This window comes from Gordonia sp. (in: high G+C Gram-positive bacteria), assembly GCF_049647785.1.
In the GTDB taxonomy this organism is placed as follows: Bacteria; Actinomycetota; Actinomycetes; order Mycobacteriales; family Mycobacteriaceae; genus Gordonia.
Window position 1 is genome coordinate 26,905 of record NZ_JBARYI010000041.1, and the last position, 25,922, is coordinate 52,826.

Here is a 25,922-nt window from a genome sequence, read left to right on the forward strand (position 1 = left end):
ACTTCGGTGTCAGTCCCCGAGAGTTTCGACGACGATCTCGGCGACCGCCTTCATGGTGGCGCGCTTGTCCATGGCGTTCCGCTGAATCCACCGGAAGGCTTCGGGCTCGTTCATTCCGCGCTTGTCCATGAGTAGGCCCTTGGCGCGATCGATCAGCTTGCGAGCCTCGAAACGGCCACTGATGTCTTCGATTTCGGCCTCAAGAACCTTGAGTTCCCGGTAGCGGCTCAACGCGACCTCGATGGCGGGAACCAGGTCGGCCTGAGTGAATGGTTTCACCAGATACGCCATGGCACCGGCGTCGCGGGCACGTTCAACAAACTCCCGCTGACTAAAAGCGGTAAGCATGACGACCGGGGCGATGCGCTTGCGGGCAATCTCGCTGGCGGCGTCGATGCCGTCGCGGACGGGCATTTTGACGTCCATGATCACCAGGTCGGGCTTCAGCGATTCGGCGAGATCGACGGCGACCTGACCGTTCGGCGCTTCGCCCACAACGTCGTAGCCTTCGTCGCGCAGCATCTCGATGAGATCGAGGCGGATCAGCGAATCATCTTCTGCGACAACCACTCGGCTCGCGCGTTGCGCTGGTTTGCCGGTGTCATTCATGGACTGAACTCCGATCGCGGTCGGCGACTGGTGCCGTGAGTGCCCCGGGCCGGACTTGAACCGGCACCTCGTTAGAGACCGCATTTTGAGTGCGGCGCGTCTGCCAATTTCGCCACCGGGGCCGGTGGTGGTGCGAGAGCAAGTGTACGCATATCCCCCGGGCTGCCTGCAAACCCACCCCCGAAAAACGCTTATCTCCGTTTTGGCTCTTCCATTTTCTCGCGACGTCACCCTATTGTTACCTGAGAGTCAGGTAACAGAGCGGCAATTTTGTGCCGCCCATCATCACGCCGGCTTGGTCCTTTGGGGAGGAACCACAGAAGTGAAGAAGTCGATGTTTCGTCGTGCATTTATTGTGCTGATCGCCGGTTTGACGATGGTGCCGCTAGCAGGCAGTCCACCGCTCGCGGGTCCGTCCGAGGCTGCGGTCTACGGCGCGATGGGCGCCAAGTGGACCCGCACCCACGATGGGAAGCAGAAGTACTCCGGCTACCAGGTGACGCCCGACGTACCAATCCGCATGTCGGACGGAACCCTGCTGCGCGGCAACCTGATTCGGCCCACCGATCGATCTGGAAAGCCCGTCAGCACCAAGCTTCCGACCATCGTCAACATGACGCCGTACACCAAGATGGTGTCGGCCCTGGCGTCCGAGGTGATGAACTATCCGGTCTTGGTGCCACAGCTGGTTAACCTGCTGAACGGCATCAACCTGCAGGGCACAGTGCTCTCCGGCTATAACGAGCTGGTCGGAGCACTGCGCGGCGGGCTCGTCCAAACCTTCGCCTACGACCCACAACTCATCAAGAGCGGCTACAACATGCTGGTGGTCGACGTCCGCGGCACCGGCTTCTCGCAGGGCACCTGGCAGGTCTTTGGTGACCGCGAACGTCGCGACACCGTCGAAGTGGTCGATTGGGCATCGAAGCAGCGATGGTCGAACGGCAAGACCGGCATGGCCGGTGTCTCTTACTCCGCGATCAACCAATTGCAGGCCGCGTCCGACGCGCCAGGCAAGTTGGGCGCGATCTTCCCCGTGGTCCCCGGTGCCGACCTGCTGCGCGACATCATCGCGCCCGGCGGCGGCGTCGGCTTTGGGTTCATTGCCCCGTGGTTGTCGCTGGTCAACGGTTCCAAGATGATCCCGAACGTGGCGTCCATGTTGAACGGCACCTTCGACTGGCGGTGGCTGGCCGACCGCGTGAAAGATCCACTCACCTACTTCGACGTGGTCCTTGAAGCACTCACCACCCGCGATGTCCGCGATATTCGTGGCACCACTCGAGCGCTCATCACTGACGATTCCGCACGTCGAAAGTCACTGTTCACCGACGTCAGCAAGGTCACCACGCCCACCTTCGCGATCGGCGGTTGGAACGATCTATTCACTAACTCCGAATCGCGCTTGCTCAGCGGCCTGAAGCAACTGTCCTCGGCGCAGAAGAAGCTGATCATGGATGACGGCTACCACATCACGTCGAGTTCCAACTTTGGTCAACCTGGGCATCCGCCGCGCATCGATGTGCTGGCACGTGCCTGGTACGACAAGTGGCTCAAGGGCATTGACAACGGCATCGATCGCTATTCTCCAGCCACGCTCGCCTCGGAACCCACCGGAAACTTCCTGCAGGGACCGACCTATCCACTGCCCGGCTACAACTACCAGCGCCAGTACTTGCGCGGTACGCCGTCGCGGTCGGTCAACACTCCGGTGGCTGGAGACGGCTCATTGAGTTCGACGAAGCCTGCCGCCCGCGCGACGCGAGAGGTTAAGCCTGGCCTCTCGAGTTTGTGTGACCGGGACGCGGCTCAGGCCGCGGCCGGAATCACCATTCTGTTCGACTTCTGCGGACAAGACACCCGACTGTCGGAGACCGCTGCACAGACCTTTACCGGCAAGCCCGTCGGCACCCTCACCCGGATCAGCGGGACCCCGGTGGTCCACCTACGGCAGCGACTCAATGCCACGGACGGCTACTGGCATGCGACGGTCAACGTCGTTTCACCCGACGGTCGATCACGGATCGTCTCGATGGGCCAGCTGATGGTGTCGTTGCGCACCGTCGACAAAACCAAGAGCGGTTACGCGCCGAACGGTGACCTCACCGACCCGGTGCTATATCTCTCGCTCAATCACTACAACAAGGTCAAGCCCGGCCAAGTCCTCGACATTGACATTCCAATGTCGGCAACGCAGGCCGCGCTACGTCCGGGCGACCGTCTCCGGGTCGACATCTACTCGTTCAACTTCCCGAAGTCGGTTCCGCTTGGGCCCGAACTGTGGTCATCGCAATTGCGTCCGCAGTACATCGAGATTGACCCGGCCAACCCGAGTTGGGTCAACGTACCCCTGTCACGGCCTCTCAATTGAGCGTCGCCGTCGAGATCGCAGTCCAGGATGTGGCGGGCGCCGTCGTCGCTCGCGACGGCGGTGCCGACCGCGTCGAGTTGTGTACGGCGCTCGGTGCAACTGGTGGGCTGACCCCATCGGTTGGTCTGCTCAACGCGGTGTGCGCGGTGGGAATTGGTGTGCATGCCCTGATTCGGACTCGACCGGGCGGATTCGTGTACTCCGAAGCCGAAGTCGATGTTCTGGTGGCCGACGTCCGCGCAGCAGTACGTGCGGGTGCCAGCGGTGTAGTGGTCGGCGCACTGCGGTCAGACGGCTCGCTCGATGTCGAGGCCATGACCCGATTGGTTTCGGCAGCGAGGGAGGCTGAATCGTCAGGTCGCGCAGTCGATATCACCTTTCACCGGGCCTTAGACGCGGTGGCGGATCCGGTGGCAACCATCGGCGAACTCGGGAAACTCGGGGTCGATCGAGTCTTGACCTCCGGTGGCGCCTCGCGCGCCGGTGACGGGTTAGCGGTATTGGCTGCCCTCGTCGGTGCAGAAAGTGGCGTCACCGTGATCGCGGGAGGCGGCGTGGATCTCGCGTCTGTGCCAGCGTTACTCGCCGCCGGAGTCGACGCCATTCATCTGTCCGCCAAAGCCAACATTCCTGATCCCGGCAACACCGGGCCAGGCGGGGGTACCGCGAACACCTTGGAGGTGACCGACGCGGCGACCGTCGCCGGCATCGTGGCAGCAGTCAAGCGAGCCTCATGAATTGCCGCTGCCGCAGCTACAACAGCACTCCACGCCTGAGTTGGTCTTCCGAAACCAGGGTGCGGTAAGTATCGCCGATAGTCAGGGTGTACATGCCAGCGGCGCGAACGTCCTGAACTTCAAACTTCTGCAGGCAGATACCGCTCGGCAACGTCGTGGGGCGGCCCAGTGTGGTAGACCCGTACTTCTCACCGGTGCTGGCGTCGAGAATGCTCAACACTGCCCCGGGCCTGGCCGGACGACTCACGGATTCTTGTGGATCAGTGATGCATGAGACTTCGATCGCACCCGACGCATTGAAGTGACTCGCGGCGATAAGACCCAGGATGCTCGCAATGACACCGCCGGCGACCAGCACGACCGCCGCGAGAATGCTGCCGATGCGGATGCCGCTCTTCCAGCGGTGCTGCCAATTGCGGCGTGGCAACTGCGGTCCCTGCGGGAGAAAGAAGCGCAATTCCGGCGTCGGCGACACGTTGCTGTCGAGTTGATTCTCGGATGTGGTCATAGGCGTCAACTCCGAGGAGGGAAGTACTTAATCAGGGCTTCCTGCACCACCGATGTCGCGAGAGTGCCATCACGCTGAAAGAACCTTCCCGAACCGATACCTCGGGAGCCCGCCGCAACCGGGGATTCCGTCGCGTAAAGCATCCACTCATCAAAGCGGAATTCGCGGTGGAACCACATCGAATGGTTGACGGTCGCCGCGAACAACCGGTCAATCCCCCACGACAGTCCGTGGGTGGTGATGATGGAGTCGAGGACCGTCGTGTCAGACGAATAGGCCATCGTCGCGACATGCATCAACGGGTCGTCGGGCAGGGTGCCATGCGTCTTCATCCACGCGCGATTGTGGTTGAGTTGCTCTCCGGTCCCCTTCATCACCCACGTTGGATCGTTAGCAAATCGAATATCGACCGGATGCAATGCATTCACAAACGATTCGATCTTGTCTTCGTAGCCTTTGAAGTGTTCGGTGATCGGCGGAAGGTCTTCGGGGAAGGGAACTTCCGGAATTTCGACAGCATGCTCCAGGCCAGCCGAATTATCTTGGAAGGCAACGAGCATCGTGAAGACCACCTCACCGTCCTGCTTGGCGGTGACTTGCCTGTTGGCAAAAGCCCGACCATCGCGGTATCGGTCAACGTGGTACTCCAGAGGCTTGGTGACATCGCCTCCGCGGACAAAGTGAGCGTTCAGCGCGTGGACCGGCGGGTTGCCTTTGACGAGCGTCCGGCCAGCAGCGACCACACCCTGCCCGAGCAGTTGCCCGCCAAAGGTGCGCGGCAGGACCTGGTCGGGGTGCTGGCCGACGAACAGGTTGTCGTCGACGCGTTCCACATCGAGCAGTTCGATGAGTTTCTGCAAGTCAGCAGAAGGTGCCGCTGCTTTCGGATCGCCAGTTGTCATGCCGTCCAGACTATGTCAGCGGTGCGGGGTAGCTCACGCCCGCACCGCTGATCTGTAGTCCAGGAAGGTCAGTGGTCCTGTTCACCGATGCGGTGGACGTGCACAAAGTTGGTTGAGCCGATCACCGAGGCGGGGGCACCGGCGATGATGACGACCGTGTCGCCCTTCTTGACCCGGCCATTGGCGGTGAGCACCTCGTCGACCTGATCGATCATCGAATCGGTGTGGTCCATGCGCGGGACAAAGTACGGTTCCACACCCCAGCTAACCGAAAGCTGCTTTTGCGTTGCCTCGGTCGCGGTGAAAGCCAACAGCGGGACGCGCGAATGTAGGCGGGCGACCCGGCGGACGGTATCGCCGGATTCGGTAAAGGCAATAATCGCTGCCGCACCGAGACGCTCGGCGATGTCGCGGCCCGCGTAGGTCACGACGCCACGACGGGTGCGCGGCATGTGCTTGAGCGGCGGAACCTCACGGGTGCTGGTTTCCACTGCTTCGACGATGCGACTCATGGTCCGGACAGTGTCGTGCGGGTACTTACCGACCGAGGTCTCACCCGACAGCATCACCGCGTCGGCACCGTCGAGCACCGCGTTGGCGACATCGGACGCTTCGGCGCGGGTCGGGCGTGAGTTTTCGATCATCGAGTCGAGCATCTGCGTGGCGACAATGACTGGCTTGGCGTTCTCGCGGGCCATCTGGATGGCGCGCTTCTGGACCAGCGGAACTTCTTCGAGCGGCATCTCGACGCCGAGGTCGCCGCGGGCCACCATGATGGCGTCAAAGGCGAGTACCACGGCTTCGAGGTTGTCAATGGCTTCGGGCTTTTCCAGCTTCGCAACCACCGGCACGCGTCGGCCGACGCGATCCATCACTTCGTGGACGAGTTCAATATCTGACGGGCTGCGGACAAACGACAGGGCGACGAGGTCGACACCGAGGCCCAATGCGAACTCCAGGTCCGCGATGTCCTTCTCTGACATCGCGGGAATCGAGATGTTCATCCCGGGCATCGACAGACCCTTGTTATTGCTGACCGTCCCGCCTTCGGTCACGATGCAGACAACATCGTTGCCTTCCACCCGGACGACCGTCAGACCGACCTTGCCGTCGTCGATCAGCAGGCGATCGCCGGCAACTGCGTCCTCTGCCAACTGCTTGTAGGTGGTGGAGACGCGGTCATGGTTGCCAATAATCTCGTCAACGGTGATGCGGACTTCTTCGCCGTCGGCCCAGTCGACAGCCCCGTTGGGTCGACCGTTGTCTTCGAACTTTCCGAGCCGAATCTTGGGGCCCTGCAGGTCGGCGAGAATGCCAACCGGCTTGCCGGTAGCGGCGCTAGCGGCACGAACAGCGTCGTAGACGCTCTGGTGGTCGGAGTGGGCACCGTGGCTGAAATTAAGCCGGGCAACATCCATACCGCACTCTACGAGTTCGGTAATCCGGTCGACGGTGTTGGTAGCGGGGCCCAGGGTGCAGACGATCTTGGTACGACGAGTCACCCTTTAAGGCTAGCCGCCCAACCGCACGGTGTCGCCTCAGCCCTAGTCGCCGCTGGGTGCGGCGTTGTGTGTAGCCTCCGGTTCGTCGGAATCGTCGGAATCGGGCTCGGCCCCCGAATCTTCGGGCTCGTCGACCACATTGTCCGATGCTCGGCGAATCTCGATGGCTCCGGCGGATCCGCCAGGATTCTGCTCGATGATCGTAATGCCGGACAGTTCCTCGTCGTCGGCGGGGACGATCGTGTAGCCGCGGTCGGAGATTGAGTCAGTGATCGACGGTTCCTTCCCCGGAATCACCCGATGCACGGGTTCCGGCGTTGGTTCTGCGGGCGGCTCGGCGGTCTCCGCCTCCGCTGCCTGTTCAGCGTCGACTTCGGCGACCGCAACGTCCGGTTCGGGCTCGACTTCAGCTTCCGGCTCGAGCTCGGCCTCGACGTCCTGCTCGACTTCGGGTTCCGGCTCGAGTTCGGGTTCCGGCTCGACGTCCTGCTCGACTTCGGGTTCCGGCTCGACGTCCGGCTCGGCTTCAGGTTCCGGTTCCGTCTCGACAACGCTCTCCGCTTCGGGCTCGGCGTCAGCTTCGGGCTCGAGTTCGGCGTCGGTGCCAGTTTCGGCGTCGGACCCAGTTTCGGTGTCCGACCCAATCTCGGTGTCCGACCCAGTCTCGGTGTCCGACCCAGCATCGGTGTCCGACTCTGCATCTACGGCTTCAGGTTCGTCGTCAGCCAGTTCGGTCGCCAATAATTCCTCGTCCTCGACGACGCCCGTCTCAGCGTTATCCATTGGCTCGGTGACTGACTCGGGCTCGGCATCGGGTTCGATCACACCGTCATCGACGTTCTCATCTGCGGCGAAGAGTTCTTCGCTTGAGGTTGCTACCTCAAACTCAGGCTCAGCAGCGTCATCTGCGTTGCCATCGAACTCGATGTCTTCGATTTCCCTATTTTCGATATCGCTGTCTTCGAACTCGCTGGTTGGGGCAACCACCGTGCTTCCCGTGGCCGCCGCGTCGCTTGCTTCCCGGTCGAGGTCGTCGTCCGACATTTGCGGGGGTACGTAGCCGACGGCACCTTGCTCAGCGAGTTCCTCGGCACGATGCGGCCAGTACATGCTGAGGCCCTTTTCGCGGCCCCGCGGTGCCAACACCACGTACAGCGCGGCACCCAGGAACACGATCGCCGACGTGAACACGTTAATTCGGATTCCGAAGATGTGGGTCGCGAAGTCGTCGCGCATCAGTTCCACGCCGAAGCGCCCAATGCAGTAACCAGCAACGTACATGGCGAACAGTCGACCGTGACCGATACGGAAGTAGCGGTCGATCAGGACCAGCGCGATCACGATGAGGACATTCCAAATCGCTTCGTACAAGAACGTCGGGTGCACAATCGCGTACACATTGCCGGTGGAGACACCGTCTATCAACTTGTACGAGACAGCGCCGCTCGCATTTGTGCGGTCGAAGATTTCCAGACCCCAGGGTAGCGTCGTCGGACGGCCGAAGAGTTCCTGGTTGAAGTAGTTGCCGACGCGGCCAATGGCCTGCGCCAACAGGATTGCCGGGGCGAGGGCATCGCCAAAGGGCGGCAGTTTGATGCCCATGTTCCGGGCGCCAATCCAAGCACCGACCGCGCCGAGCGCCACCGCACCCCAGATACCTAGGCCACCGTCCCAGATCCGCAGTGCCCCGCCGATGCCCTTGCCGTTGGGCCCGAAGTACACGTCCCAGTCGGTAAGGACGTGGTAGAGCCGCCCACCGATGAGGCCGAACGGCACCGCCCACAGGGCGACGTCAATAACCTCGCCCGGTTGCCCGCCACGCGCCTGCCAACGTCGGCTGCCCCACCAGACAGCAACAACAATTCCGACAATGATGCAGAGCGCGTAAGCGCGAATCGGTACATCTCCGATGTGCCATACACCCTGCGACGGGCTCGGGATGTACGCAAGGACGGTTCCGTCAATCACAGGTGCCACAGTATCGTGTGCCCGCGCCGACAACGGTGCCGACCTCTTCCGGTCCCGTCGAACCAGGCACGATTACCTCCCCCAGTTCCCCGAGTGGAGGTTTTCACTCACCCAGTTTCCCCTTTTGTGTCACAACAACGCATGTCGCGGTCGCCGTTCCGTCACCGATCACGGCCTGCGGTGATGGAACGGCCGAATCGTGACAGAAAAGGGGAATTAGGAGCGGGAGCGGCGGACGCCGGCGGCGAGGTCAGAGACGAGGTCGGCGACGGCTTTCTGGCCGTGGTCGGCGGCCGAGACAATGGCCGAACCGACGATGACACCGTCGGCGTACGCACTGATCTCTGCGGCCTGATCACCATCGCGGACGCCCAGTCCCACCCCAATCGGAATATCCGAGTACTCGCGGACCCTGGCGCACAGTTCCGGCGCAGCGTTCGACACACTGCTCCGCGCACCAGTCACACCCATCGTCGACGCGGCATACACAAAACCGCGGCACTCATCGACGGTCAGTGCGATGCGCTCCGGGGTCGACGACGGCGCCACCAAATAGATGCGGTCAATGTTGTGCGCGTCCGACGCCGCATGCCACTCGGCGCCTTCTTCCGGAATCAGGTTCGGCGTAATCATTCCCGCACCACCGGCCGCGGCCAGATCGCGAGCGAAAGCGTCAACGCCATACTGCAGAATAAGGTTCCAGTAACTCATGACCACCGGTTGTGCACCGGCCTTGGCAATCGCTTCGGCCGCGACCATCACATCGCGCACCCGGGTACCCCCGGCGAGTGCCTTCTCTGCGGCGCGCGCAATGGTCGGTCCGTCCATCACCGGGTCCGAGTACGGGATCCCGATTTCGACGATGTCGCAGCCAGCCTCAACCATGGTGCGGACCGTCGTCAAGGACGTCTCCAAGTCGGGATAGCCGACCGGGAAGTAGCCGATCAGTGCGGCGCGGTTCTCCGCACGGCACGCGGCGAAAGTATCGCCCAAACGAGAGGGCGGAGTGGTGTGGACGCTCACTTGGTCTCCCCCGATGCTGCAGAGTTGGTCGATGCGGACTGGGCCGCGAGGCTGGCCGCATATTCGGCCTCCGACGGCGGTTTCTGGAAGAGGTTGAACCAGTGGGCTGCCGTGTCGACATCTTTGTCGCCGCGCCCGGACAGGCAGACAACGATGATCGCGCCGTCGCCCATCTCGCGGCCCAACTTCAGCGCACCGGACAAGGCGTGTGCCGACTCAATGGCCGGAATGATGCCTTCCTTACGAGAGAGCAAGGCGAGGGCATCCATCGCCTCGGTGTCGGTGACGGGTCGGTACTCGGCGCGTCCGATATCCCGCAGGTGGGCATGCTCGGGGCCAACGCCGGGGTAGTCCAAACCGGCTGAGATGGAATGCGATTCGATGGTCTGACCATCTTCGTCTTGCAGCAGATACGAGTAGGCACCCTGGAACGCTCCGGGCGTACCACCGGCAAAAGTGGCTGCGTGCCTACCCGTTTCGACGCCGTCACCGCCGGCTTCAAAACCGACCATGCGCACGTCGCCGTCTTCGATGAACGGATGGAACATGCCGATCGCGTTAGAACCACCACCGACACATGCCGTGACCGCATCCGGCAGGCGCCCCACCTTCTCCAGCATCTGGACACGAGTTTCCATACCGATGATTCGCTGGAAGTCGCGGACCATCATCGGGAACGGGTGCGGCCCGGCTGCCGTACCGAAGCAGTAGTACGTCGTATCAGCGTTGGTCACCCAGTCGCGGAGTGCCTCGTTGATGGCATCCTTCAACGTTGCCGAACCCGTTTCAACGGCGACAACGGTGGCACCGAGCAACCGCATCCGGGCGACATTCAATGCTTGGCGCTCGGTGTCGACGCGTCCCATGTAGATGAGGCACTCCATGCCGAACAGTGCGCACGCTGTCGCGGTGGCGACGCCGTGCTGACCGGCACCGGTTTCGGCAATGATGCGCGTCTTGCCCATCGACTTCGCGAGGAGCGCCTGACCGAGCACATTGTTGATCTTGTGCGAACCGGTGTGATTGAGGTCTTCACGCTTCAAGAAGATGCGTGCACCACCGGCATCCTCGCGGAGTCGTTCGGCTTCGTACAGGGGCGAAGGCCGACCCGAGTAGTCCCGCTGCAACCGATCGAGTTCGTTCAGGAACTCACTGTCGGTGCGCAGTTTCTCGTAGGTGGAGGTGACCTCTTCGATCACTGCCATGAGTGCTTCGGGAACGTGCCGACCACCGAAATCACCCCAGTGTCCGAGCGCATCGGGTCCGATGGGATGAATATCGGCTACGCCGTCGCTCGCCTGCGGGAAACCGGCTGTTGCGGCTTTGGGATTGTCACTCACGCGTTCAGTATCCTCGTCGTTCGATCCGGGCAGCAACTCAATTTCCGGTTGCCCGAAGGACAACCGGAATGCTGAGAAGAGGGAGCTGCGAAGTGGGTTTAGTTAGCGGGACGGCTTCGGGCACGACGGATGCGAGCCCGCAGTTACCAGGTCCGCGACAGCCAGCCGCGGGTCCCCGCTGGTAACGACGCCCTCGCCAACCAGGATGGCGTCGGCACCGGCACCGGCATAGGCGAGGAGATCGGCAGGGCCACGAACCCCGGACTCGGCAACCTTAATCACACTCGACGGCAGTCCCGGCGCGATCCGTGCGAAAGCATCGCGATCGACCTCAAGAGTCTTCAGGTTACGGGCATTAACGCCCACCACCTTGGCACCGGCTTCCAGCGCCCGGTCGGCCTCTTCCTCCGTGTGGACTTCCACGAGGGCAGTCATGCCCAACGACTCGGTGCGATCGAGCAACGAGGCCAACACCGGCTGTTCCAGCGCCGCGACGATCAGCAAGATAACGTCCGCGCCGTGCGCCCGTGCCTCATGAATTTGGTACGGCCCGACGATGAAGTCTTTCCGAAGAATCGGAATGTTGATGGCCGCACGGACCGCATCCAAGTCCGCGAGCGAGCCGCCGAATCGGCGTTCCTCAGTCAAGACACTGACGATGCGGGCACCGCCATCCTCGTAGGCCTTGGCCAGTTCGGCGGGATCGGGAATGTTCGCGAGCTGACCCTTCGACGGGCTCGACCGCTTAACCTCGGCGATGACGGCGATATCGGACTGGCTGAGTGCGGCCATCGCATTGCGCGGTGCCGGTGCGGCTGCGGCTGCCTGCTTTACGGCGGAGAGATCGAGGATCGCTTCGCGCGCGGCGACGTCAGCCTTGACTCCCTCGATGATCGAATCGAGCACTGACTGATTGGTCACGGCAATCGGCCCCTTTCCTTACGTGCCTTCAAGAGTAAGCATCGCGGCCCACAACAGGGAGGCCGGGGTCACTTCCGGTACGCACGGTGCAGGTGATATCGGACTCAAACGTGACTCGTCAACGCCAACTACTTGGCCGACCCGGGCTCGTCATCGATGCCATCGTCCGTCGGATCAAGACCCTCGTCGAGCGAATCCCACATGATTCGCTCACTCGGGGCCGCCTGGTCTGCGGCAGCAGCACGGTCGCGCGCCGCGAAAACCTGACGTTCGAGTTCTTCCCGGCGGGCCGCCGGCGACGAGTACTTCGACGACATCGCGTCCTTGCGTGCCGTACGCGCCATCGCGATGGCACCGACGATCGCGCAGATCGCCGACGCGATAACGAGATAGCCCGGCGTGGACTCGATCGGGATGCCGAAGAACGCGGCCCGAGCGGGCACGTCGACCATCTTGGTAATGAAGAGATTGTCCTGGCCCTCAGTCAGCAGCGAAATCGCCGGGAACAGGGCCAAGACACCGCCAAGGGCAACCAGGATCGCCACGATTCGCAAGGCCCAACCACGGACCGCGAACTGTGCAATAACCGCGGCAACCATCGCCAACGCCACCGGCACCAGCCACGGACTCCAATCCGATCCGCGCACGGGAATGTCGACACCGGGACCGAGATCAGGCTTCACCAAGATAGTCGCCCACGTCATTCGCGAGGCCGCCCACAATCCCAGTGCCGCCAGCAAAATCAGCAGTGACGCGATCAACTGCAGACGGCGGTTCTTCGACTTTGCCGCTGCTTCCTCCGCAGCGGCCAATTCGGTCGCAGTCGCCGGTTGTGAATCGCTCATTTTCGTTTCCTACCTATTCCTGAGGGTCCGCAGCGCTGGCACCCGCAACGGTCTCCATCGTTCCGGCAGCAGCGACTGCGGCCAGTACCGCCGAGGCCTTATTCGTGGCTTCATTGAACTCATACTCGGCGTCGCTATCGGCGACCACGCCTCCACCGGCCTGCACATACGCGGTGCTGCCCGACATCAGGGCAGTCCGAATAGCGATCGCGGTGTCAGCGTTGCCCGCGAAATCGAGGTAGCCGACGACGCCGCCGTACAGTCCGCGACGCGTGATCTCGTTAGCTTCGATCAACTCCATCGCCCGCACCTTCGGCGCGCCCGTCAGAGTTCCCGCCGGGAAGCACGCGGTCACCGCGTCGAGTGCACCGCGATCATCCTGCAAAGTCCCCGAAACCGTCGACACCAGATGCATCACGTGGCTGTAGCGCTCAACACGGCGATAGTCGTTCACCCGAACCGTGCCCGGCTCACAGACGCGACCGAGGTCGTTTCGTCCAAGGTCAACGAGCATCAGGTGCTCGGAATTCTCTTTCTCGTCCTCCAACAACCCCTTGGCAAGCAAGCGGTCTTCCTCGTCGGTTGCCCCGCGCCACCGAGTACCCGCGATCGGGTGGGTGGTCGCGACCCGGTCGGTCACGGTAACGAGGGCTTCCGGTGACGAGCCAACGATCGAGAACGAATCCCGGCCAATTCCCGGCATCTGCAGAAAATACATGTACGGACTCGGATTTGACGCCCGCAGAACCCGGTACACATCGAGCGGATCGGCGACCGTATCGATTTCGAAACGCATCGACGGCACCACCTGGAAGGCCTCACCGGCCTCGATCTCACCGACCAAGCCTGCGACAATCTCGCGGTAGTCATCGAGTGAACGCTGCGACCGATAGTCCGGCGTGGGCCGATCAAAAGTCGAAACAGTCGACGGATCCGGTGCCGCCAGCGCCGCAGTCATCGCATCCAGACGGGCGACCGCATCGTTGTAGGCCACCTCGGCATTGGCGTCACTACCATCCCAGTTGACAGCGTTGGCGATCAGCGTGATGGTGCCCTCGTGGTGGTCGAAAGCCGCGAGATCGGCAACCAACAGCCAAAACATATCCGGCAGGCCAAGGTCGTCGATAGTGGTCTCCGGCAGACGTTCCAGACGGCGCACAAAATCGTAGGCCATAAAACCAACAAACCCGCCCGTCAACGGCGGCATGTCGGCGAGAGGCTCGGTATGCAGGAGTCGCAATGATTCAGCGAGCGCCTGAACCGGATCCCCGCCAACCGGTGCACCAGCCGGAGCGTCGCCCCACCAATGCGCTTCGTCGTCCACCACGGTCAGCGCAGACCGGGTACCCGCGCCGATAAACGACCACCGCGACCACGACTCACCATTCGGCGCCGACTCCAGCAAGAACGTTCCATCGCGCAGAGTCAACGTCCCCCCGTCGCTTCGCTCGCCCGCTAACTTCCGATAAGCCGACAGCGGCGTCTCCGAATCGGCGAGCACCGTCCGCGTCACCGGAACTACCCGATGATCGACAGCCAAGTCGAGGAAAGTTTCGAGCGACGTTGTTCCGGCGGTCATCCGATCGGCTCCCCGCCCACACCCCAATGTTGGCCGGGGACTTCAGTAATCGTCACCCACACCGAATCCGGGTTCTTACCCGTCGCCTTGGCGTAGGCCTCGGTCACAGCGGCGATCGTCTCGCGCTTCACCCGATCCGACAATCCCGGCGTCTGAGAAATCTGAATCAGCGGCATCGGCTCACCGTCCCTCTTGGTTAAAAACAGCAGCATTGAGATCGGGCGCATCGACGGGCCCCGCATCCTGGAACCTCAGCGGCACCGTGTCGAAACAACTGTGATTACCGGTGTGGCAAGCCGCGCCCACCTGGTCGACCGTCAACAACACGGTGTCACCGTCGCAATCGACGCGGATGTCGTGCACGTACTGCGTGTGCCCACTAGTCTCGCCCTTAACCCAATACGACTGCCGCGACCGCGAAAAATAGGTGGCCTGGCGGGTAGCAAGGGTGCGCTCAAGCGCTTCATCGTCCATCCACGCCATCATCAGCACGATGCCGGTGGACCGTTCCTGCGCGATCGCCGCAAACAGTCCGTCATCATTACGTTTCAGCGAAGCGGCTAACTCTGCTGGCAGAGCCATGGGTTTCCTCTTTCCTGCGTGAAGGGTGCGTCAGCGGACGATGATGTGATCGGCGGCCATCGCCGCTTTCACCTCGCCGATAGTCATATCGCCAAAGTGGAACACCGACGCAGCCAGAACCGCATCGGCACCGGCGTGCACCGCGGGGGCAAAGTCGGAGACCTTGCCTGCGCCGCCGCTGGCGATCACCGGGATGGTGACGGCCGCTCGGACCGCCTCAATCATTCTCAAGTCGAAACCGGCCTTGGTGCCGTCGGCGTCCATTGAGTTCAGCAGGATCTCCCCCACACCCAACTCTTGTCCACGCAGCGCCCATTCCACGGCATCAATGCCGGTACTGCGACGACCGCCGTGAGTGGTGACCTCCCAGCCCGACGGTGTTGCCGCGTTACCTTCCGGAACGGTCCGCGCATCGACCGAAAGGACGATGCACTGCGAGCCGAACCGCCCGCTCATTTCCGAAAGGACTTCCGGACGGGCAATCGCAGCCGTGTTGACGCTGACTTTGTCGGCACCGGCACGCAACATCACATCGACATCATCGACGGTACGAATACCACCGCCGACCGTCAACGGGATAAAAATAGCGTCGGCGGTGCGCCGGACCACGTCGAGCATGGTGCCGCGGCCGGAACTGGAAGCCGTGACATCCAGGAAAGTCAGTTCGTCGGCACCTTCGGCGTCATAGCGGGCCGCGAGTTCCACCGGGTCTCCGGCGTCGCGGAGATTCTCAAAATTGACACCTTTAACCACCCGGCCGTCGTCGACGTCCAGGCACGGGATGACGCGAACTGCCACGGTCACGGGTGGGGCTCCTTGTTTGAATTAATGCTGAAATGAAAAATTGGTCAGTCACCGAGTCCGGGCATGGCTTCGGCGACCACACTGAGCAATTCTCCATGAAGGAGACGATTGCCGGTTACCAGCGACTTGGAATGCACGGTCCACGGGTTGCCTGCGAGGTCGGTCGCCAGCCCGCCCGCAGCACGGACGAGCGCGGCACCTGCAGCGTTGTCCCACGCCTTAGTGCTGAACGAGACCGCGCCACCAAAGACGCCAGCTGCCACATAAGCGACGTCAATGCCGTTAGACCCCGTCATCCGGAGTCGGCCAGCTCGGTAGCTCAAACGCCGCTGCAATTCGGCCCGCGCCGCGCCCGGATAGCGTCCGCCAGCTTTCGCGTTGAACGCGCCGAAACCGATGACGGCCGTTTGTAGCGGACTGTCGGGCACCGGTGGGATCGCCACACCGTTCACTAGCAGCGGCCCGCCGACGTGCCCGGCATAGGACTGCCCGAACAACGGAATTCTGGTGAGACCGAGGACCGGCTCCCCGTCGACGGTCAAAGCCAACAGCATGGCCGCCATCGGCATGCCGACCGAATAGTTGAAGGTGCCGTCGATCGGGTCCAAAATCCACATGGTCCCTTTGTCCGGTGCCGATCCACCAAACTCTTCACCGTGCACCTCAATGCCGGTCCGCCGCTCCAACAGGTTGCCGATTCGATTCTCGAGCGCCAAGTCAACATCGGTCGCAAAATCTCCGACGCCCTTGATGTGGATGCCAGGTGATCCCAAACCGTCAACGAACACACCGGTCACCTCATCAAGGACTGCTTCGGCAATCCCCATCAGCGCCGGCAGGTCGAGGCGATCGATCATCGAAGTGCTCACCGGGTACTGGCAGCTGCCACCGCGTCGAGTGCTTCTGGCAATGTGAAACGACCTGCGTAGAGGGCTTTACCGATAATGGCGCCCTCTACCCCGAGCCCGGTCAGTTCAGCGATCGCGAGGAGATCGTCAACCTTCGAGATGCCGCCCGACGCCACGACGGGCGAATCAGTGGCGCGAGCGACCTGCTCAAGGAGTTCCAGATTGGGTCCGGTCAGGGTGCCGTCCTTGCTGACGTCGGTCACCACGTAGCGAGCGCAACCGTCGTTATTGAGGCGCTCAAGGGTCTCCCACAGGTCGCCACCCTCGGTGACCCAGCCTCGCCCACGGACGGTGTAGGAATCGCCATCGCTGGTGACATCGAGTCCCACGGCAATCTTGTCGCCGTATTCGGCGATCGCCCGGGCACACCACTCGGGGTTCTCAATCGCTGCAGTCCCCAAATTGACGCGGGTACATCCCGTCGCGAGCGCCGCCTTCAGCGAGGCATCGTCGCGGATACCGCCGGACAACTCGACGTTGACCTCAACCTCGGCAGCTACCTGCGCGAGGAGTTCGCGGTTGTCACCGCGACCGAAGGCCGCGTCTAAGTCGACCAGGTGCAGCCACTGCGCGCCGTCACGCTGCCAGGCCAACGCCGCATCGCGCGGCGAACCGTAAGACGTTTCCGATCCGGCTTCGCCCTTCACCAGGCGCACCGCCTGGCCGTCGACCACGTCGACAGCCGGGAGCAATTCCAGAATGCCCATCAGTTCTGCTTCTCTTCTCTTCTGTTAACCGACGCGTCGGCACGACTGTGCTCAGTTGCCAGTTCCGCTCGTCGGCGGTCGATTTCGTGTTGAATGCCGGCCGTCATTTTCCGTGAGACGAGGGCAATAACGGCCACCATCAAGACGATGGCCATGATCGCCACGCACAGTGCCGCTATCGGGTACGGCCGGGCGAGCGCCACGATGATGGGAATCATTACCGCTAGCGTGAGGGTCCCGGCCCCCAGCGCGTAGAACACCAACTTCGCGATGGAGAACTTTTCGGGCGAGAACTGTTTGGGCTCGCTGCTCTTCGCGCTCACGTTAGGCGAGCCCCTTCATCCAGTTCCGCAGCAATTCGGCTCCCACGTCGCCCGACTTTTCCGGATGAAATTGGGTCGCCGACAGTGGCCCGTTCTCGACGGCAGCCAGGAATCGGCCGCCGTGCTCGGACCACGTCAACTGTGGCGCGGTCAGCGGCGAACCTTCCGAGTCCATCCCCCACTCCTGCACCGCGTACGAGTGCACAAAATAGAAGCGAGCATCGTCGTCGATCCCCGCGAAGAGTTTGGTGTCAGCCGGCGCCTCCACGGTGTTCCACCCCATGTGAGGCAAAACGGGCGCGTCAAGTCTGGTCACTGCACCGGGCCACTCGTCACAGCCAGGTGTGTCGACACCGCCTTCGACACCGTGGGAGAACAGGATCTGCATCCCGACGCAGATGCCAAGCACCGGACGGCCACCGGCCAGTCGACGGCCAATGATGCGGTCACCGCGCACGGCCTTCAGCCCAGCCATGCAGGCGGCGTAGGCCCCAACTCCGGGAACCAGCAGTCCGTCAGCGTTCAGGGCCGTCTCAAAGTCAGAGGTGATCTCGACGTCGGCACCGGCCCGTTCCAATGCGCGCTGCGCCGATCGTAAATTGCCCGACCCGTAGTCGAGCAGCGCGACGCTCTTGTTTCCAGCGCCCATCTACAGGGCACCCTTCGTCGAGGGGATACCACTGACGCGAGGATCAGGTTCAACGGCCTCACGCAGCGCACGGGCCACCGCCTTGAACTCGGCTTCCGTGATGTGGTGCTGGTCGCGGCCATACAGGACACGGACGTGCAGGGCGATCCGCGCATTAAGCGCGATCGATTCGAATACGTGCTTGTTCAAGACCGTCGCGTACGAGACGACCGGCTTGTCGCCGCCCGAGAAGCCGCCGATGACCGCGGTGAGCAGATGCTCGGGTTCGCCCGAGTGCACACAATACGGGCGGCCCGACACGTCGACGATGGCCTGCGCGAGGGTTTCGTCCATCGGGATCCATGCGTCACCGAAACGTCGAATACCCTTCTTATCGCCGAGCGCCTCACCGATCGCCTGTCCTAGCACGATGCACGTGTCCTCAACGGTGTGGTGCGCTTCGATGTCGATGTCGCCTTTGGCGTGAACCGTCAGATCGAAACTGCCGTGCGCGCCGAACGCCGTCAACATGTGGTCGAAGAACGGAACCGAGGTGTCGATGTCGGTCTTGCCGGTGCCATCGAGGTTGATCTCGACGGTAATCGACGATTCCCGAGTGGTTCGCTCGACGCGCGCAATGCGCGGGTTTCCGCTGGTGGGCTGGGCTGTGGTCACGGCTGCTACTGCTGCTTTCGGTCTGTTTCGGCCAGTTCGGCGCTCACCTTGAGGAAGGCGTCGTTCTCGGCGGGTAATCCAATAGTCGCACGCAGGTGGCCCTCGATGCCGACATCCCTGATCAGGACGCCGCGGTCGAGGTACCGCTGCCAGCTTGCTGCGGCGTCGGCGAAGTCGCCGAAAAAAACAAAGTTCGCGTCCGACGGTGTCACCCGGAACCCGAGATCGGTGAGCACCGCGACCACGCGGTCGCGTTCAGCGGCGATCGCCGCGACTCCCCCGAGGGTTTCCACGGAGTGCTGCAGGGCGGCACGCGCGGCAGCCTGCGTCACCACCGACAGGTGATATGGCAGTCGTACCAGAAGCAACGCTTCGATCATGGCTGGTGCCGCCGCGAGGTAACCGAGACGACCGCCCGCGAAGGCAAAGGCCTTGCTCATGGTGCGCGACACGATGACCTTGGCCGGATACTCATCGATCAGTTCCACCGCGCTTGCCTGCGATGAGAACTCGCCGTACGCCTCGTCGACGATGACGATGCCCGGTGCCGCATCACCGATGGCGCGCAAGTCGGCCAGCTGCACGCTGCCGCCGGTCGGATTGTTGGGCGAGGTCACAAAGACGACGTCGGGTTGGTGCTGCTCAATCGCGGCGACCGCGGCCGTCACATCGAGGGAGAAGTCCGCAGCGCGCGGAATCGGAATCCACTCGGTTTGGGTGGCATCGCTGATGATCGGGTGCATCGAGTACGACGGGACAAAGCCCATCGCGCTGCGACCGGGCCCGCCAAAGGCCTGCAGGATCTGCTGCAGGATTTCGTTGGAGCCGTTCGCGGCCCACACATTGTCGACCGACAGGTCGACGCCGGTCGCATTGCGCAGGTAGGCGGCGAGGTCTGATCGAAGACCCATGGCGTCGCGATCGGGATACCGGTGCAGTTCCTCGGCTGCCGCGCCAACAGCTTTGGCGACATCGTCAATCAGGGCTTGGCTCGGCGGGTGCGGATTCTCATTGGTGTTCAAGATGACCGGCACCTGCAACTGCGGTGCACCGTACGGCGACTTGCCGCGCAACGATTCACGTAGCGGCAGGTCGGTCAGCGTGACACCGGAGCCCGGGGCCGGCGCGGGTGCCTCGGAGGTCACTTAGTGCCCCGATCATTAGCTGCCGCACCGAACCGCGCCTGCACGGCTTCGCCGTGTGCCGGGAGGTCTTCGGCATTAGCCAGAGTCACCACGCGATCAGCGATCTCGGCGAGGGCGTCCCGGTTGTAGTCAATGACGTGGACCCCGCGCAGGAAGGTCTGTACCGAGAGGCCCGACGCGTACTTCGCCGAACCCGACGTCGGGAGAACGTGGTTGGAGCCCGCGCTGTAGTCGCCGAGGCTGACCGGCGAATAGGTGCCGACAAAGATCGCGCCCGCACTGGTAACTCGATCAGCGACCGCCTGCGCGTCACGCGTCTGGATTTCGAGGTGTTCGGCCGCGTAGGCGTCGACCACCTTCAGTCCGGCATCGACATCGTCGACCAGCACGATTCCCGACTGCGGGCCGGCCAGTGCGGTCTGCACTCGCTCGGAGTGCTTGGTGTTGACTGCTGCCGTTGCGACGGCTTTGTCGACCGCGTCGGCCAGAGCTTCGCTGTCGGTGACGAGCACCGAGGCCGCGAGCACATCGTGTTCGGCTTGGCTGACGAGGTCGGAAGCGACGACCGCCGGGTCGGCGGAGTCGTCGGCGAGGATCGCGATCTCAGTGGGTCCGGCTTCCGAGTCGATGCCGACCACGCCGCGTACCAGGCGCTTGGCCGCGGTCACGTAAATATTGCCGGGGCCGGTGATGAGGTCGACCGGGTCCAGGATTCCACCGTTGGTGTCAGTACCGCCGTAAGCCAGCAGGGCCACGCCCTGTGCGCCACCGACGGCCCACACTTCCTCGACTCCGAGCAGCGCGCACGCCGCGAGGATCGTCGGATGCGGCCAACCACCGAAGTCGGCTTGCGGCGGCGACGCGACCACCAGCGAAGCGACGCCGGCTTCTTGAGCCGGAACAACGTTCATGATGACGCTCGACGGATACACGGCATTGCCACCGGGGACGTAGAGGCCAACGCGGCGGACCGGGATCCACTTCTCGGCGACGGTGCCGCCAGGAACTACCTGGGTGAGAGTGTCCTGCCGGCGCTGGTCGGCGTGGACCAGTCGGGCGCGGCGAATCGCTTCCTCCAACGCATCGGTGACGGCCGGGTCGAGTTCTTCGCGGGCGCGGGCGATGACGTCGGCCGGGACACGCACGGAAGTCGGACGCACTTTGTCGAACTTCTCGGTGTAGTCGAGGGCTGCGGTGGCACCATGCTCAGCGATCGCTTCGACGACGGGAGTCACCGTGGGAAGTACGGCGTTGACGTCGGTTCCGCCGCGAGGCAAGGCCCGACGCAGTTGGCTCAGCGTCGGGGTGGTGCCCCGCAGATCGGTTCGGGTGAGCATGTTCTCTCCACTCCGCATTGTGGTTGGTCGATCCGGGATTCCGCGATCCCGGAGAGCCAACGCTGCATGTTGGTTAACACCAGGATATGCGGTCACCGCAAGTGGTTTCCGCACCGGTCCGGCATGCGTTTTCCGCCCTGCGGCGTCCGTCACACCCGGGGTGCAATGCCCGCCCGACTTCGAGTTAGGTAAGCCTATGCTCTTTAATGGGCTGTATTCGGGATCGAATCCCCGTATGAGTCAACACAAGAGGAGACAACACATGTACACCGACGCCTCGCGAGCTGACGAGTACGACTACCCCACCGAGCCGATCGCTCCTCCTGTTCTCGATGCAACTGATGCGGAACCGTCAACCCAGTCACCGTCGTCAAAACTGATGGGGCCTGCAGCATCGTCGTCAACCAACTGGGCGACGGTCCTCGCCTCCGCTGGCGCCGCCGCGGTGGTCGCCGCACTGATCTTGTCGATCGGCGTCGTGGGATTCTCGATGGCCGGCAGAAATGCCGCTCCGGTCGCGGCACCCGCGACGGTGGTGCAACTCGGGCAGGCAATACCCGCTCCGAGCGCGCCCGCGGCCGCCAGTTCGGCGGCTCCGAGCGCAGACCCGGACGCACCTGCCGCGCCAGCTGCGCCGCCGATTCCGGCGGAAGCGCCTGCTGCCGCTGCTTCGTCGAGCGTCCACGAACCGGCTTCCTCCACGCCTGCGCAACCAGCGAATCTCGGGGCCAACTTCACTGTCACCGCAGTCCGCCCAACCCTGACTGATCTCGGGAACATCGTGAAGTTCCTGGTCGAGACCCAGGCCTCCGATGAAGCCAAGGCCGCCAACGTCGAAGGGGGTATGGCTGCGGTCGTGGTGCCGCGCACCGTCTACAGCCTCGGGTTGTTTCGCGCTCCGCTCGGCTGGAACAAAGTGACCGGCCCCCTGGTTCAGCAGGGCTCGTCGGTCACTGCAACGCTCAACAGCGGTTCGGCGGGCCGGCCCACCATTCGCATGACAATCGAGTTCAAGAAGATTGACGGCAACTGGCGACTCGCGGCAAGTTCCCTCTGTCAGGGTGTGAAGGCCGTCGGGCTCAACATCTACTGCAACCGATGATCTCCACAACCGGCCTGACTGTTCGCTACGGATCGGCCACAGTTCTCGACGACGTGTCGACGCAGGTTCGCGATGGCCGCCTCGTGTACCTTCTAGGCCGTAACGGCGCGGGCAAGTCGACGTTGCTGCGCTCGATGTGCGGTATCGCCCTTCCCGTCGAGGGCAACGTTGCCATCGACGGGATCCCGCCTGGCCGGTTACCCGCTCCGGCATTGGCAATCGGGGTGCATCTGGGTGCCGATGCCGCGGGGTCACCCAGCGGCCCGAATCCGTCACACACCGGCCGCCGACACTTGCGATGGCTAGCGGCCGCCGCGGGAGTCGGCGGTAACCGCATCGACCCGGTCCTCAAGCGCGTTGGCCTGGCCGACGCGGCAGACCGTCGCGTCGCCGACTATTCACTCGGCATGCGTCAACGGCTGGGCATTGCCGCGGCGCTGCTGTCTGACCCGCCGAACCTCATCTTCGACGAACCAGTCAACGGCCTCGACATCGATGGCATCCGGTGGCTGCGGACACTGCTGCGCGGACTGGCCGACGAGGGCCGCGCGATCGTGATCGCCTCGCACCTCTTCGAGGAGGTGACCCGCACCGGCGACGACGTGATCGTGATTGAGCGCGGTCGCAAGGTGGCAGACGCTCCGATTGCTGATTTCATCGGCGCTCACGAAGACCTTGAATCGGCCTACCTACATCTCATCCGTCCGACCGCGGTTGGAAGTATCCGATGACCGCGGCGGTTGGACTAGGTCCGCTCGGCCCCCTCACCCGTGCACTGCGGGCCGAGTTGGTCCGCTTCGGCGGGAACCGCGGGCCTCTCGTCTTCGCGGCTATCCCCATCGCGATCGTGATGCCGCTGGTGGTGACGTTTGCGATCGCGGCGGTCGCCGAACGGTTCGCAACCATGTCGTCGACCATCCAGGTCACGTCGGTCCAGACCAGCAATTCGGTGTACTGGGTCCTCATCTTCGGCGCGATGGTGTGGGCGCTGATCGCTGCGACCGCGCAGGCCGGAGCGGCCCGCGGCGCGGCAGGCGACCTGGAACGTTACCTGTTTCCCCGAATATGGACGGTCCCTGCCGCACGGTGGATGGCATACGGATCGCTCTCCGCTGTCAGTTCATTTTTGCTGGTGACAGTCGTGCTGCTGGTGTTACCGACGGCGTTCCCAACCGTTTACGGCGCGGTGTCGATTGGCTCGCCAGAGGGTCTGCGGTTTCTGTTGACCGTGCCGCTTTACGCCTTTGCTGCCTGCGGAATTGGCGTCGGTGTCGGTGCCATCATCGGGCAACCCGTGGTCACCGCTGCGGTGTTGCTCGGGTGGGCATTCGTCGTCGAGAATTCGATTGCATTGGTACCGAAGGGCTACACCCTGCAGGGATACATGCCATTTCTCAACGGACAGTTCGGTACCGGTCAGGAGTTGGCGTTCACTCCGCCGTGGGGCCTCAACGGCGCGCTGTTCTATACAACCATTGTTGCGTTGGCGTTGTTCGTGCTCGGTTGTTGCCTGCTCCGATGGCGGCGCAGAACCCGATGACCCCCAGCACCCGATGACCCCAGAACCCGATGATTAGGCTCAAGCCATGACCAAGACCAAGCCGACCGCTGCATCGGTGGACGACTTTCTCGCCGGTGTTGCCGATGAACGTCGGCGCGCAGATGCTTACGCCGCTGTCGCATTGATTCGCAAGGTGACCGGCACCGATCCGGTGATGTGGGGAACCATGATCGGCTTCGGTCATCAGCCGTACACGACGGCCGATGGCAAGAAGCATGAGACGTTTGCCGTCGGCGTCGCACCACGAAAGCAGGCGCTGACCCTTTACGGACTCACCTACTACGGGTCTAACGCCGATCTACTCGAAAAGCTTGGCCCGCACACCACCGGCAAAGGGTGCCTGTACCTCAAGCGGTTCGGCGAAGTCGACCGGGAAGTGTTGCGGGAGTTGATTGTCCGCGGCTGGGCCACCAACCACACAGACGGTGACTAGCCCACACAGCAAGGACTAACCGTCGCGCCTCATCGGCACATGAACAATGCCGTTCTCGACGAACTCCGAACCGTAGGCGCGGTAGCCCCACTTCTCATACATACCCACGAGATGCTTCTGGGCGTACAGGATGCTCGAACGATCCCCGAGCACAGCGACGGCAGCGTCCATCATCGCCTGGATGAGTCCGGTCCCCCGCATGTCGCGGCGAACACACACCCGGCCGATTCGGGGTTCCTCGGCGCTGTCACCGTCGTCCGGGTTCAGAATCCGGCGGGTGGCCGTCACCCGGCCATCCGCGTCGACGCACCACAGGTGTGTCGTGGTCGGATCGACGTCGAGCCCGTCCAGTTCGGCGTACGCGCAGTCCTGCTCGACGACAAAGGTGTCGATCCGGAGCCGAATCAGATCGTGAAGAACGAGCGGATCCATGTCGGCTAATCCTGCCGAGTGAACGGGATGAGACACCCCAAGATGATGCCCGGCGATTAGTCCCGAGGCAGCCTCACACACGCCCAATTACATATCGAGACCGAAGTCCACGACCGTCACCGAGTGAGTCAGAGCGCCAACGGCGAGGTAGTCGACGCCGGTGCGGGCGTAGTCGGCCGCGACGTCAAGGCGCAGTCCGCCCGACGATTCGAGTTTGGTGTCCGGAGCGCTATTGTCGCGGCGCTGGACAGCCATTTGCGTGGCCCAGGGTTCAAAGTTGTCGAGCAATACCAGAGCGGGCTTCAACGCCAACACCTCATCGAGTTGCTCTAGCGAGTCCACCTCAACCTCCACCGGAATGTCGGGTGCGGCAGCGCGTACGGCTTCGAGAGCCGCAGCGACGCCGCCCGCAGCGACAACGTGGTTGTCCTTAATCAGCGCAGCGTCGCCGAGGCCCATGCGGTGATTGACACCGCCACCGGCGCGGACCGCGTACTTCTGCAGAGCGCGCAGGCCTGGCAGTGTCTTCCGTGAGTCGCGAATCTGAGCTCCGGTCCCCTCGACGGCTGTCACCCATTCGGCGGTCGCTGTCGCGATACCCGACAGGTGGCAGAGCAGGTTCAACGCCGTGCGCTCAGCCGTCAGCAGGGATGTCGCTGGCGCACGCAGAGCCATCGCCACCGACCCCGGCTCCACCACAGAACCGTCTTCGGCCTGTTCGGTGACGACATAGTTGTCGGGGCCGATCACCGTGTCGAACACGGCACGCACCACCGGCAGGCCTGCGACGACACCGTGCTGACGCGAAACGATCTTCGCCTCGGCAACGGTATCGGCGGGCACTGTCGCGATGGTCGTGATGTCAGGCCCATACCGCAGGTCCTCAAGCAGAGCCGTTCGGATCAGTGCCTCAAGTTCATCGTCGACGATCAACTCGAGGTTGCCTGTGGCCCGCTCTTGTCCGATGAAGGCCCCCATGC

The 25,922-nt window shown here is 63.1% G+C and carries 28 protein-coding genes and 1 tRNA gene; 6 read left to right on the top strand and 23 right to left on the bottom strand.

Annotated features, from left to right (window positions below; genetic code table 11):
• Window positions 1-9: 9 nt before the first annotated feature.
• Entirely contained in the window at window positions 10-609 is a 600-nt protein-coding gene (locus WBA38_RS06250) for an ANTAR domain-containing response regulator (RefSeq protein ID WP_424295374.1), read from the bottom strand.
• A 40-nt stretch (window positions 610-649) separates the two neighbouring features.
• Window positions 650-731: transfer RNA gene (locus tag WBA38_RS06255), tRNA-Leu, on the bottom strand.
• A 254-nt stretch (window positions 732-985) separates the two neighbouring features.
• Here WBA38_RS06255 and WBA38_RS06260 point away from each other — a divergent pair.
• The gene (locus WBA38_RS06260) at window positions 986-2,980 is read left to right on the top strand and encodes a CocE/NonD family hydrolase (RefSeq protein WP_424295389.1); all 1,995 of its coding nucleotides are present in this window, start codon (window positions 986-988) and stop codon (window positions 2,978-2,980) included.
• Window positions 2,977-3,717: a copper homeostasis protein CutC gene (locus WBA38_RS06265; protein WP_424322321.1), complete on the top strand. Its 741-nt coding sequence runs from the start codon at window positions 2,977-2,979 to the stop codon at window positions 3,715-3,717. The genes WBA38_RS06260 and WBA38_RS06265 overlap by 4 nt, the downstream gene beginning before the upstream one ends.
• A gap of 16 nt (window positions 3,718-3,733) precedes the next feature.
• On the opposite strand, the gene WBA38_RS06270 is transcribed toward WBA38_RS06265, so the two are convergent.
• From WBA38_RS06270 to hisD, 19 genes are all read right to left on the bottom strand, one after another.
• Window positions 3,734-4,225 carry a hypothetical protein gene (locus WBA38_RS06270; RefSeq protein WP_424295377.1) on the bottom strand — a complete coding sequence of 164 codons (492 nt, stop codon included), beginning with the start codon at window positions 4,223-4,225 and terminating at the stop codon, window positions 3,734-3,736.
• A 5-nt stretch (window positions 4,226-4,230) separates the two neighbouring features.
• Window positions 4,231-5,127: an acyl-CoA thioesterase gene (locus WBA38_RS06275; protein ID WP_424295379.1), complete on the bottom strand. Its 897-nt coding sequence runs from the start codon at window positions 5,125-5,127 to the stop codon at window positions 4,231-4,233.
• A 68-nt stretch (window positions 5,128-5,195) separates the two neighbouring features.
• Window positions 5,196-6,629, bottom strand: a complete 1,434-nt coding sequence (gene pyk, locus WBA38_RS06280; RefSeq protein ID WP_424295381.1) for a pyruvate kinase — start codon at window positions 6,627-6,629, stop codon at window positions 5,196-5,198.
• A 42-nt stretch (window positions 6,630-6,671) separates the two neighbouring features.
• Window positions 6,672-8,597, bottom strand: a complete 1,926-nt coding sequence (gene lgt, locus WBA38_RS06285; RefSeq protein WP_424295383.1) for a prolipoprotein diacylglyceryl transferase — start codon at window positions 8,595-8,597, stop codon at window positions 6,672-6,674.
• A gap of 216 nt (window positions 8,598-8,813) precedes the next feature.
• Window positions 8,814-9,620, bottom strand: coding sequence for a tryptophan synthase subunit alpha (trpA, locus tag WBA38_RS06290; protein WP_424294427.1), 807 nt, complete (start codon window positions 9,618-9,620; stop codon window positions 8,814-8,816).
• Window positions 9,617-10,960, bottom strand: a complete 1,344-nt coding sequence (gene trpB / locus WBA38_RS06295; protein ID WP_424294426.1) for a tryptophan synthase subunit beta — start codon at window positions 10,958-10,960, stop codon at window positions 9,617-9,619. Before trpB ends, trpA begins: the two co-directional genes overlap by 4 nt.
• A 102-nt stretch (window positions 10,961-11,062) precedes the next feature.
• Entirely contained in the window at window positions 11,063-11,881 is an 819-nt protein-coding gene (gene trpC / locus WBA38_RS06300; protein WP_424294425.1) for an indole-3-glycerol phosphate synthase TrpC, read from the bottom strand.
• 128 nt (window positions 11,882-12,009) lie between these two features.
• Entirely contained in the window at window positions 12,010-12,726 is a 717-nt protein-coding gene (locus tag WBA38_RS06305; RefSeq protein WP_424322322.1) for a TIGR02234 family membrane protein, read from the bottom strand.
• A gap of 13 nt (window positions 12,727-12,739) precedes the next feature.
• Entirely contained in the window at window positions 12,740-14,305 is a 1,566-nt protein-coding gene (locus WBA38_RS06310) for an anthranilate synthase component I (RefSeq protein ID WP_424294423.1), read from the bottom strand.
• Window positions 14,302-14,481, bottom strand: coding sequence for a tautomerase family protein (locus tag WBA38_RS06315; protein WP_424294422.1), 180 nt, complete (start codon window positions 14,479-14,481; stop codon window positions 14,302-14,304). Before WBA38_RS06315 ends, WBA38_RS06310 begins: the two co-directional genes overlap by 4 nt.
• A gap of 4 nt (window positions 14,482-14,485) precedes the next feature.
• Window positions 14,486-14,887 carry a phosphoribosyl-AMP cyclohydrolase gene (gene hisI / locus WBA38_RS06320; RefSeq protein WP_424294421.1) on the bottom strand — a complete coding sequence of 134 codons (402 nt, stop codon included), beginning with the start codon at window positions 14,885-14,887 and terminating at the stop codon, window positions 14,486-14,488.
• 30 nt (window positions 14,888-14,917) lie between these two features.
• The gene (gene hisF, locus WBA38_RS06325; RefSeq protein ID WP_424294420.1) at window positions 14,918-15,691 is read right to left on the bottom strand and encodes an imidazole glycerol phosphate synthase subunit HisF; all 774 of its coding nucleotides are present in this window, start codon (window positions 15,689-15,691) and stop codon (window positions 14,918-14,920) included.
• 44 nt (window positions 15,692-15,735) lie between these two features.
• The gene (locus WBA38_RS06330) at window positions 15,736-16,548 is read right to left on the bottom strand and encodes an inositol monophosphatase family protein (RefSeq protein WP_424294419.1); all 813 of its coding nucleotides are present in this window, start codon (window positions 16,546-16,548) and stop codon (window positions 15,736-15,738) included.
• Between the two features lie 8 nt (window positions 16,549-16,556).
• Entirely contained in the window at window positions 16,557-17,306 is a 750-nt protein-coding gene (gene priA, locus WBA38_RS06335) for a bifunctional 1-(5-phosphoribosyl)-5-((5-phosphoribosylamino)methylideneamino)imidazole-4-carboxamide isomerase/phosphoribosylanthranilate isomerase PriA (protein WP_424294418.1), read from the bottom strand.
• Window positions 17,306-17,629, bottom strand: a complete 324-nt coding sequence (locus WBA38_RS06340) for a hypothetical protein (RefSeq protein WP_424294417.1) — start codon at window positions 17,627-17,629, stop codon at window positions 17,306-17,308. Before WBA38_RS06340 ends, priA begins: the two co-directional genes overlap by 1 nt.
• A 1-nt stretch (window position 17,630) precedes the next feature.
• Window positions 17,631-18,278, bottom strand: coding sequence for an imidazole glycerol phosphate synthase subunit HisH (hisH, locus tag WBA38_RS06345; protein WP_424294416.1), 648 nt, complete (start codon window positions 18,276-18,278; stop codon window positions 17,631-17,633).
• A complete protein-coding gene (hisB, locus tag WBA38_RS06350; protein WP_424294415.1) occupies window positions 18,279-18,932 on the bottom strand; it encodes an imidazoleglycerol-phosphate dehydratase HisB in 654 nt (217 codons plus the stop codon). It lies immediately after the preceding gene.
• 5 nt (window positions 18,933-18,937) lie between these two features.
• Entirely contained in the window at window positions 18,938-20,077 is a 1,140-nt protein-coding gene (locus tag WBA38_RS06355; RefSeq protein WP_424294414.1) for a histidinol-phosphate transaminase, read from the bottom strand.
• Window positions 20,074-21,414 carry a histidinol dehydrogenase gene (gene hisD, locus WBA38_RS06360; RefSeq protein WP_424294413.1) on the bottom strand — a complete coding sequence of 447 codons (1,341 nt, stop codon included), beginning with the start codon at window positions 21,412-21,414 and terminating at the stop codon, window positions 20,074-20,076. Before hisD ends, WBA38_RS06355 begins: the two co-directional genes overlap by 4 nt.
• Before the next feature lie 640 nt (window positions 21,415-22,054).
• Here hisD and WBA38_RS06365 point away from each other — a divergent pair.
• The 4 genes from WBA38_RS06365 to WBA38_RS06380 are packed head-to-tail and all read left to right on the top strand — an operon-like array spanning window position 22,055 to window position 24,510.
• Window positions 22,055-22,516 (top strand): hypothetical protein, encoded by a 462-nt coding sequence (locus tag WBA38_RS06365; protein WP_424294432.1) that lies wholly within the window; start codon window positions 22,055-22,057, stop codon window positions 22,514-22,516.
• The gene (locus WBA38_RS06370) at window positions 22,513-23,247 is read left to right on the top strand and encodes an ABC transporter ATP-binding protein (RefSeq protein ID WP_424294412.1); all 735 of its coding nucleotides are present in this window, start codon (window positions 22,513-22,515) and stop codon (window positions 23,245-23,247) included. The genes WBA38_RS06365 and WBA38_RS06370 overlap by 4 nt, the downstream gene beginning before the upstream one ends.
• On the top strand, window positions 23,244-24,056 hold the full coding sequence (locus WBA38_RS06375; RefSeq protein ID WP_424322323.1) for an ABC transporter permease: 813 nt from the start codon (window positions 23,244-23,246) through the stop codon (window positions 24,054-24,056). The genes WBA38_RS06370 and WBA38_RS06375 overlap by 4 nt, the downstream gene beginning before the upstream one ends.
• A 46-nt stretch (window positions 24,057-24,102) precedes the next feature.
• Window positions 24,103-24,510, top strand: coding sequence for a DUF1801 domain-containing protein (locus WBA38_RS06380; protein WP_424294410.1), 408 nt, complete (start codon window positions 24,103-24,105; stop codon window positions 24,508-24,510).
• A 15-nt stretch (window positions 24,511-24,525) separates the two neighbouring features.
• On the opposite strand, the gene WBA38_RS06385 is transcribed toward WBA38_RS06380, so the two are convergent.
• Both WBA38_RS06385 and nadC read right to left on the bottom strand, forming a co-directional pair.
• Window positions 24,526-24,978: a GNAT family N-acetyltransferase gene (locus WBA38_RS06385; protein ID WP_424294409.1), complete on the bottom strand. Its 453-nt coding sequence runs from the start codon at window positions 24,976-24,978 to the stop codon at window positions 24,526-24,528.
• 51 nt (window positions 24,979-25,029) lie between these two features.
• A complete protein-coding gene (nadC, locus tag WBA38_RS06390) occupies window positions 25,030-25,920 on the bottom strand; it encodes a carboxylating nicotinate-nucleotide diphosphorylase (RefSeq protein ID WP_424294408.1) in 891 nt (296 codons plus the stop codon).
• Window positions 25,921-25,922 lie beyond the last annotated feature (2 nt).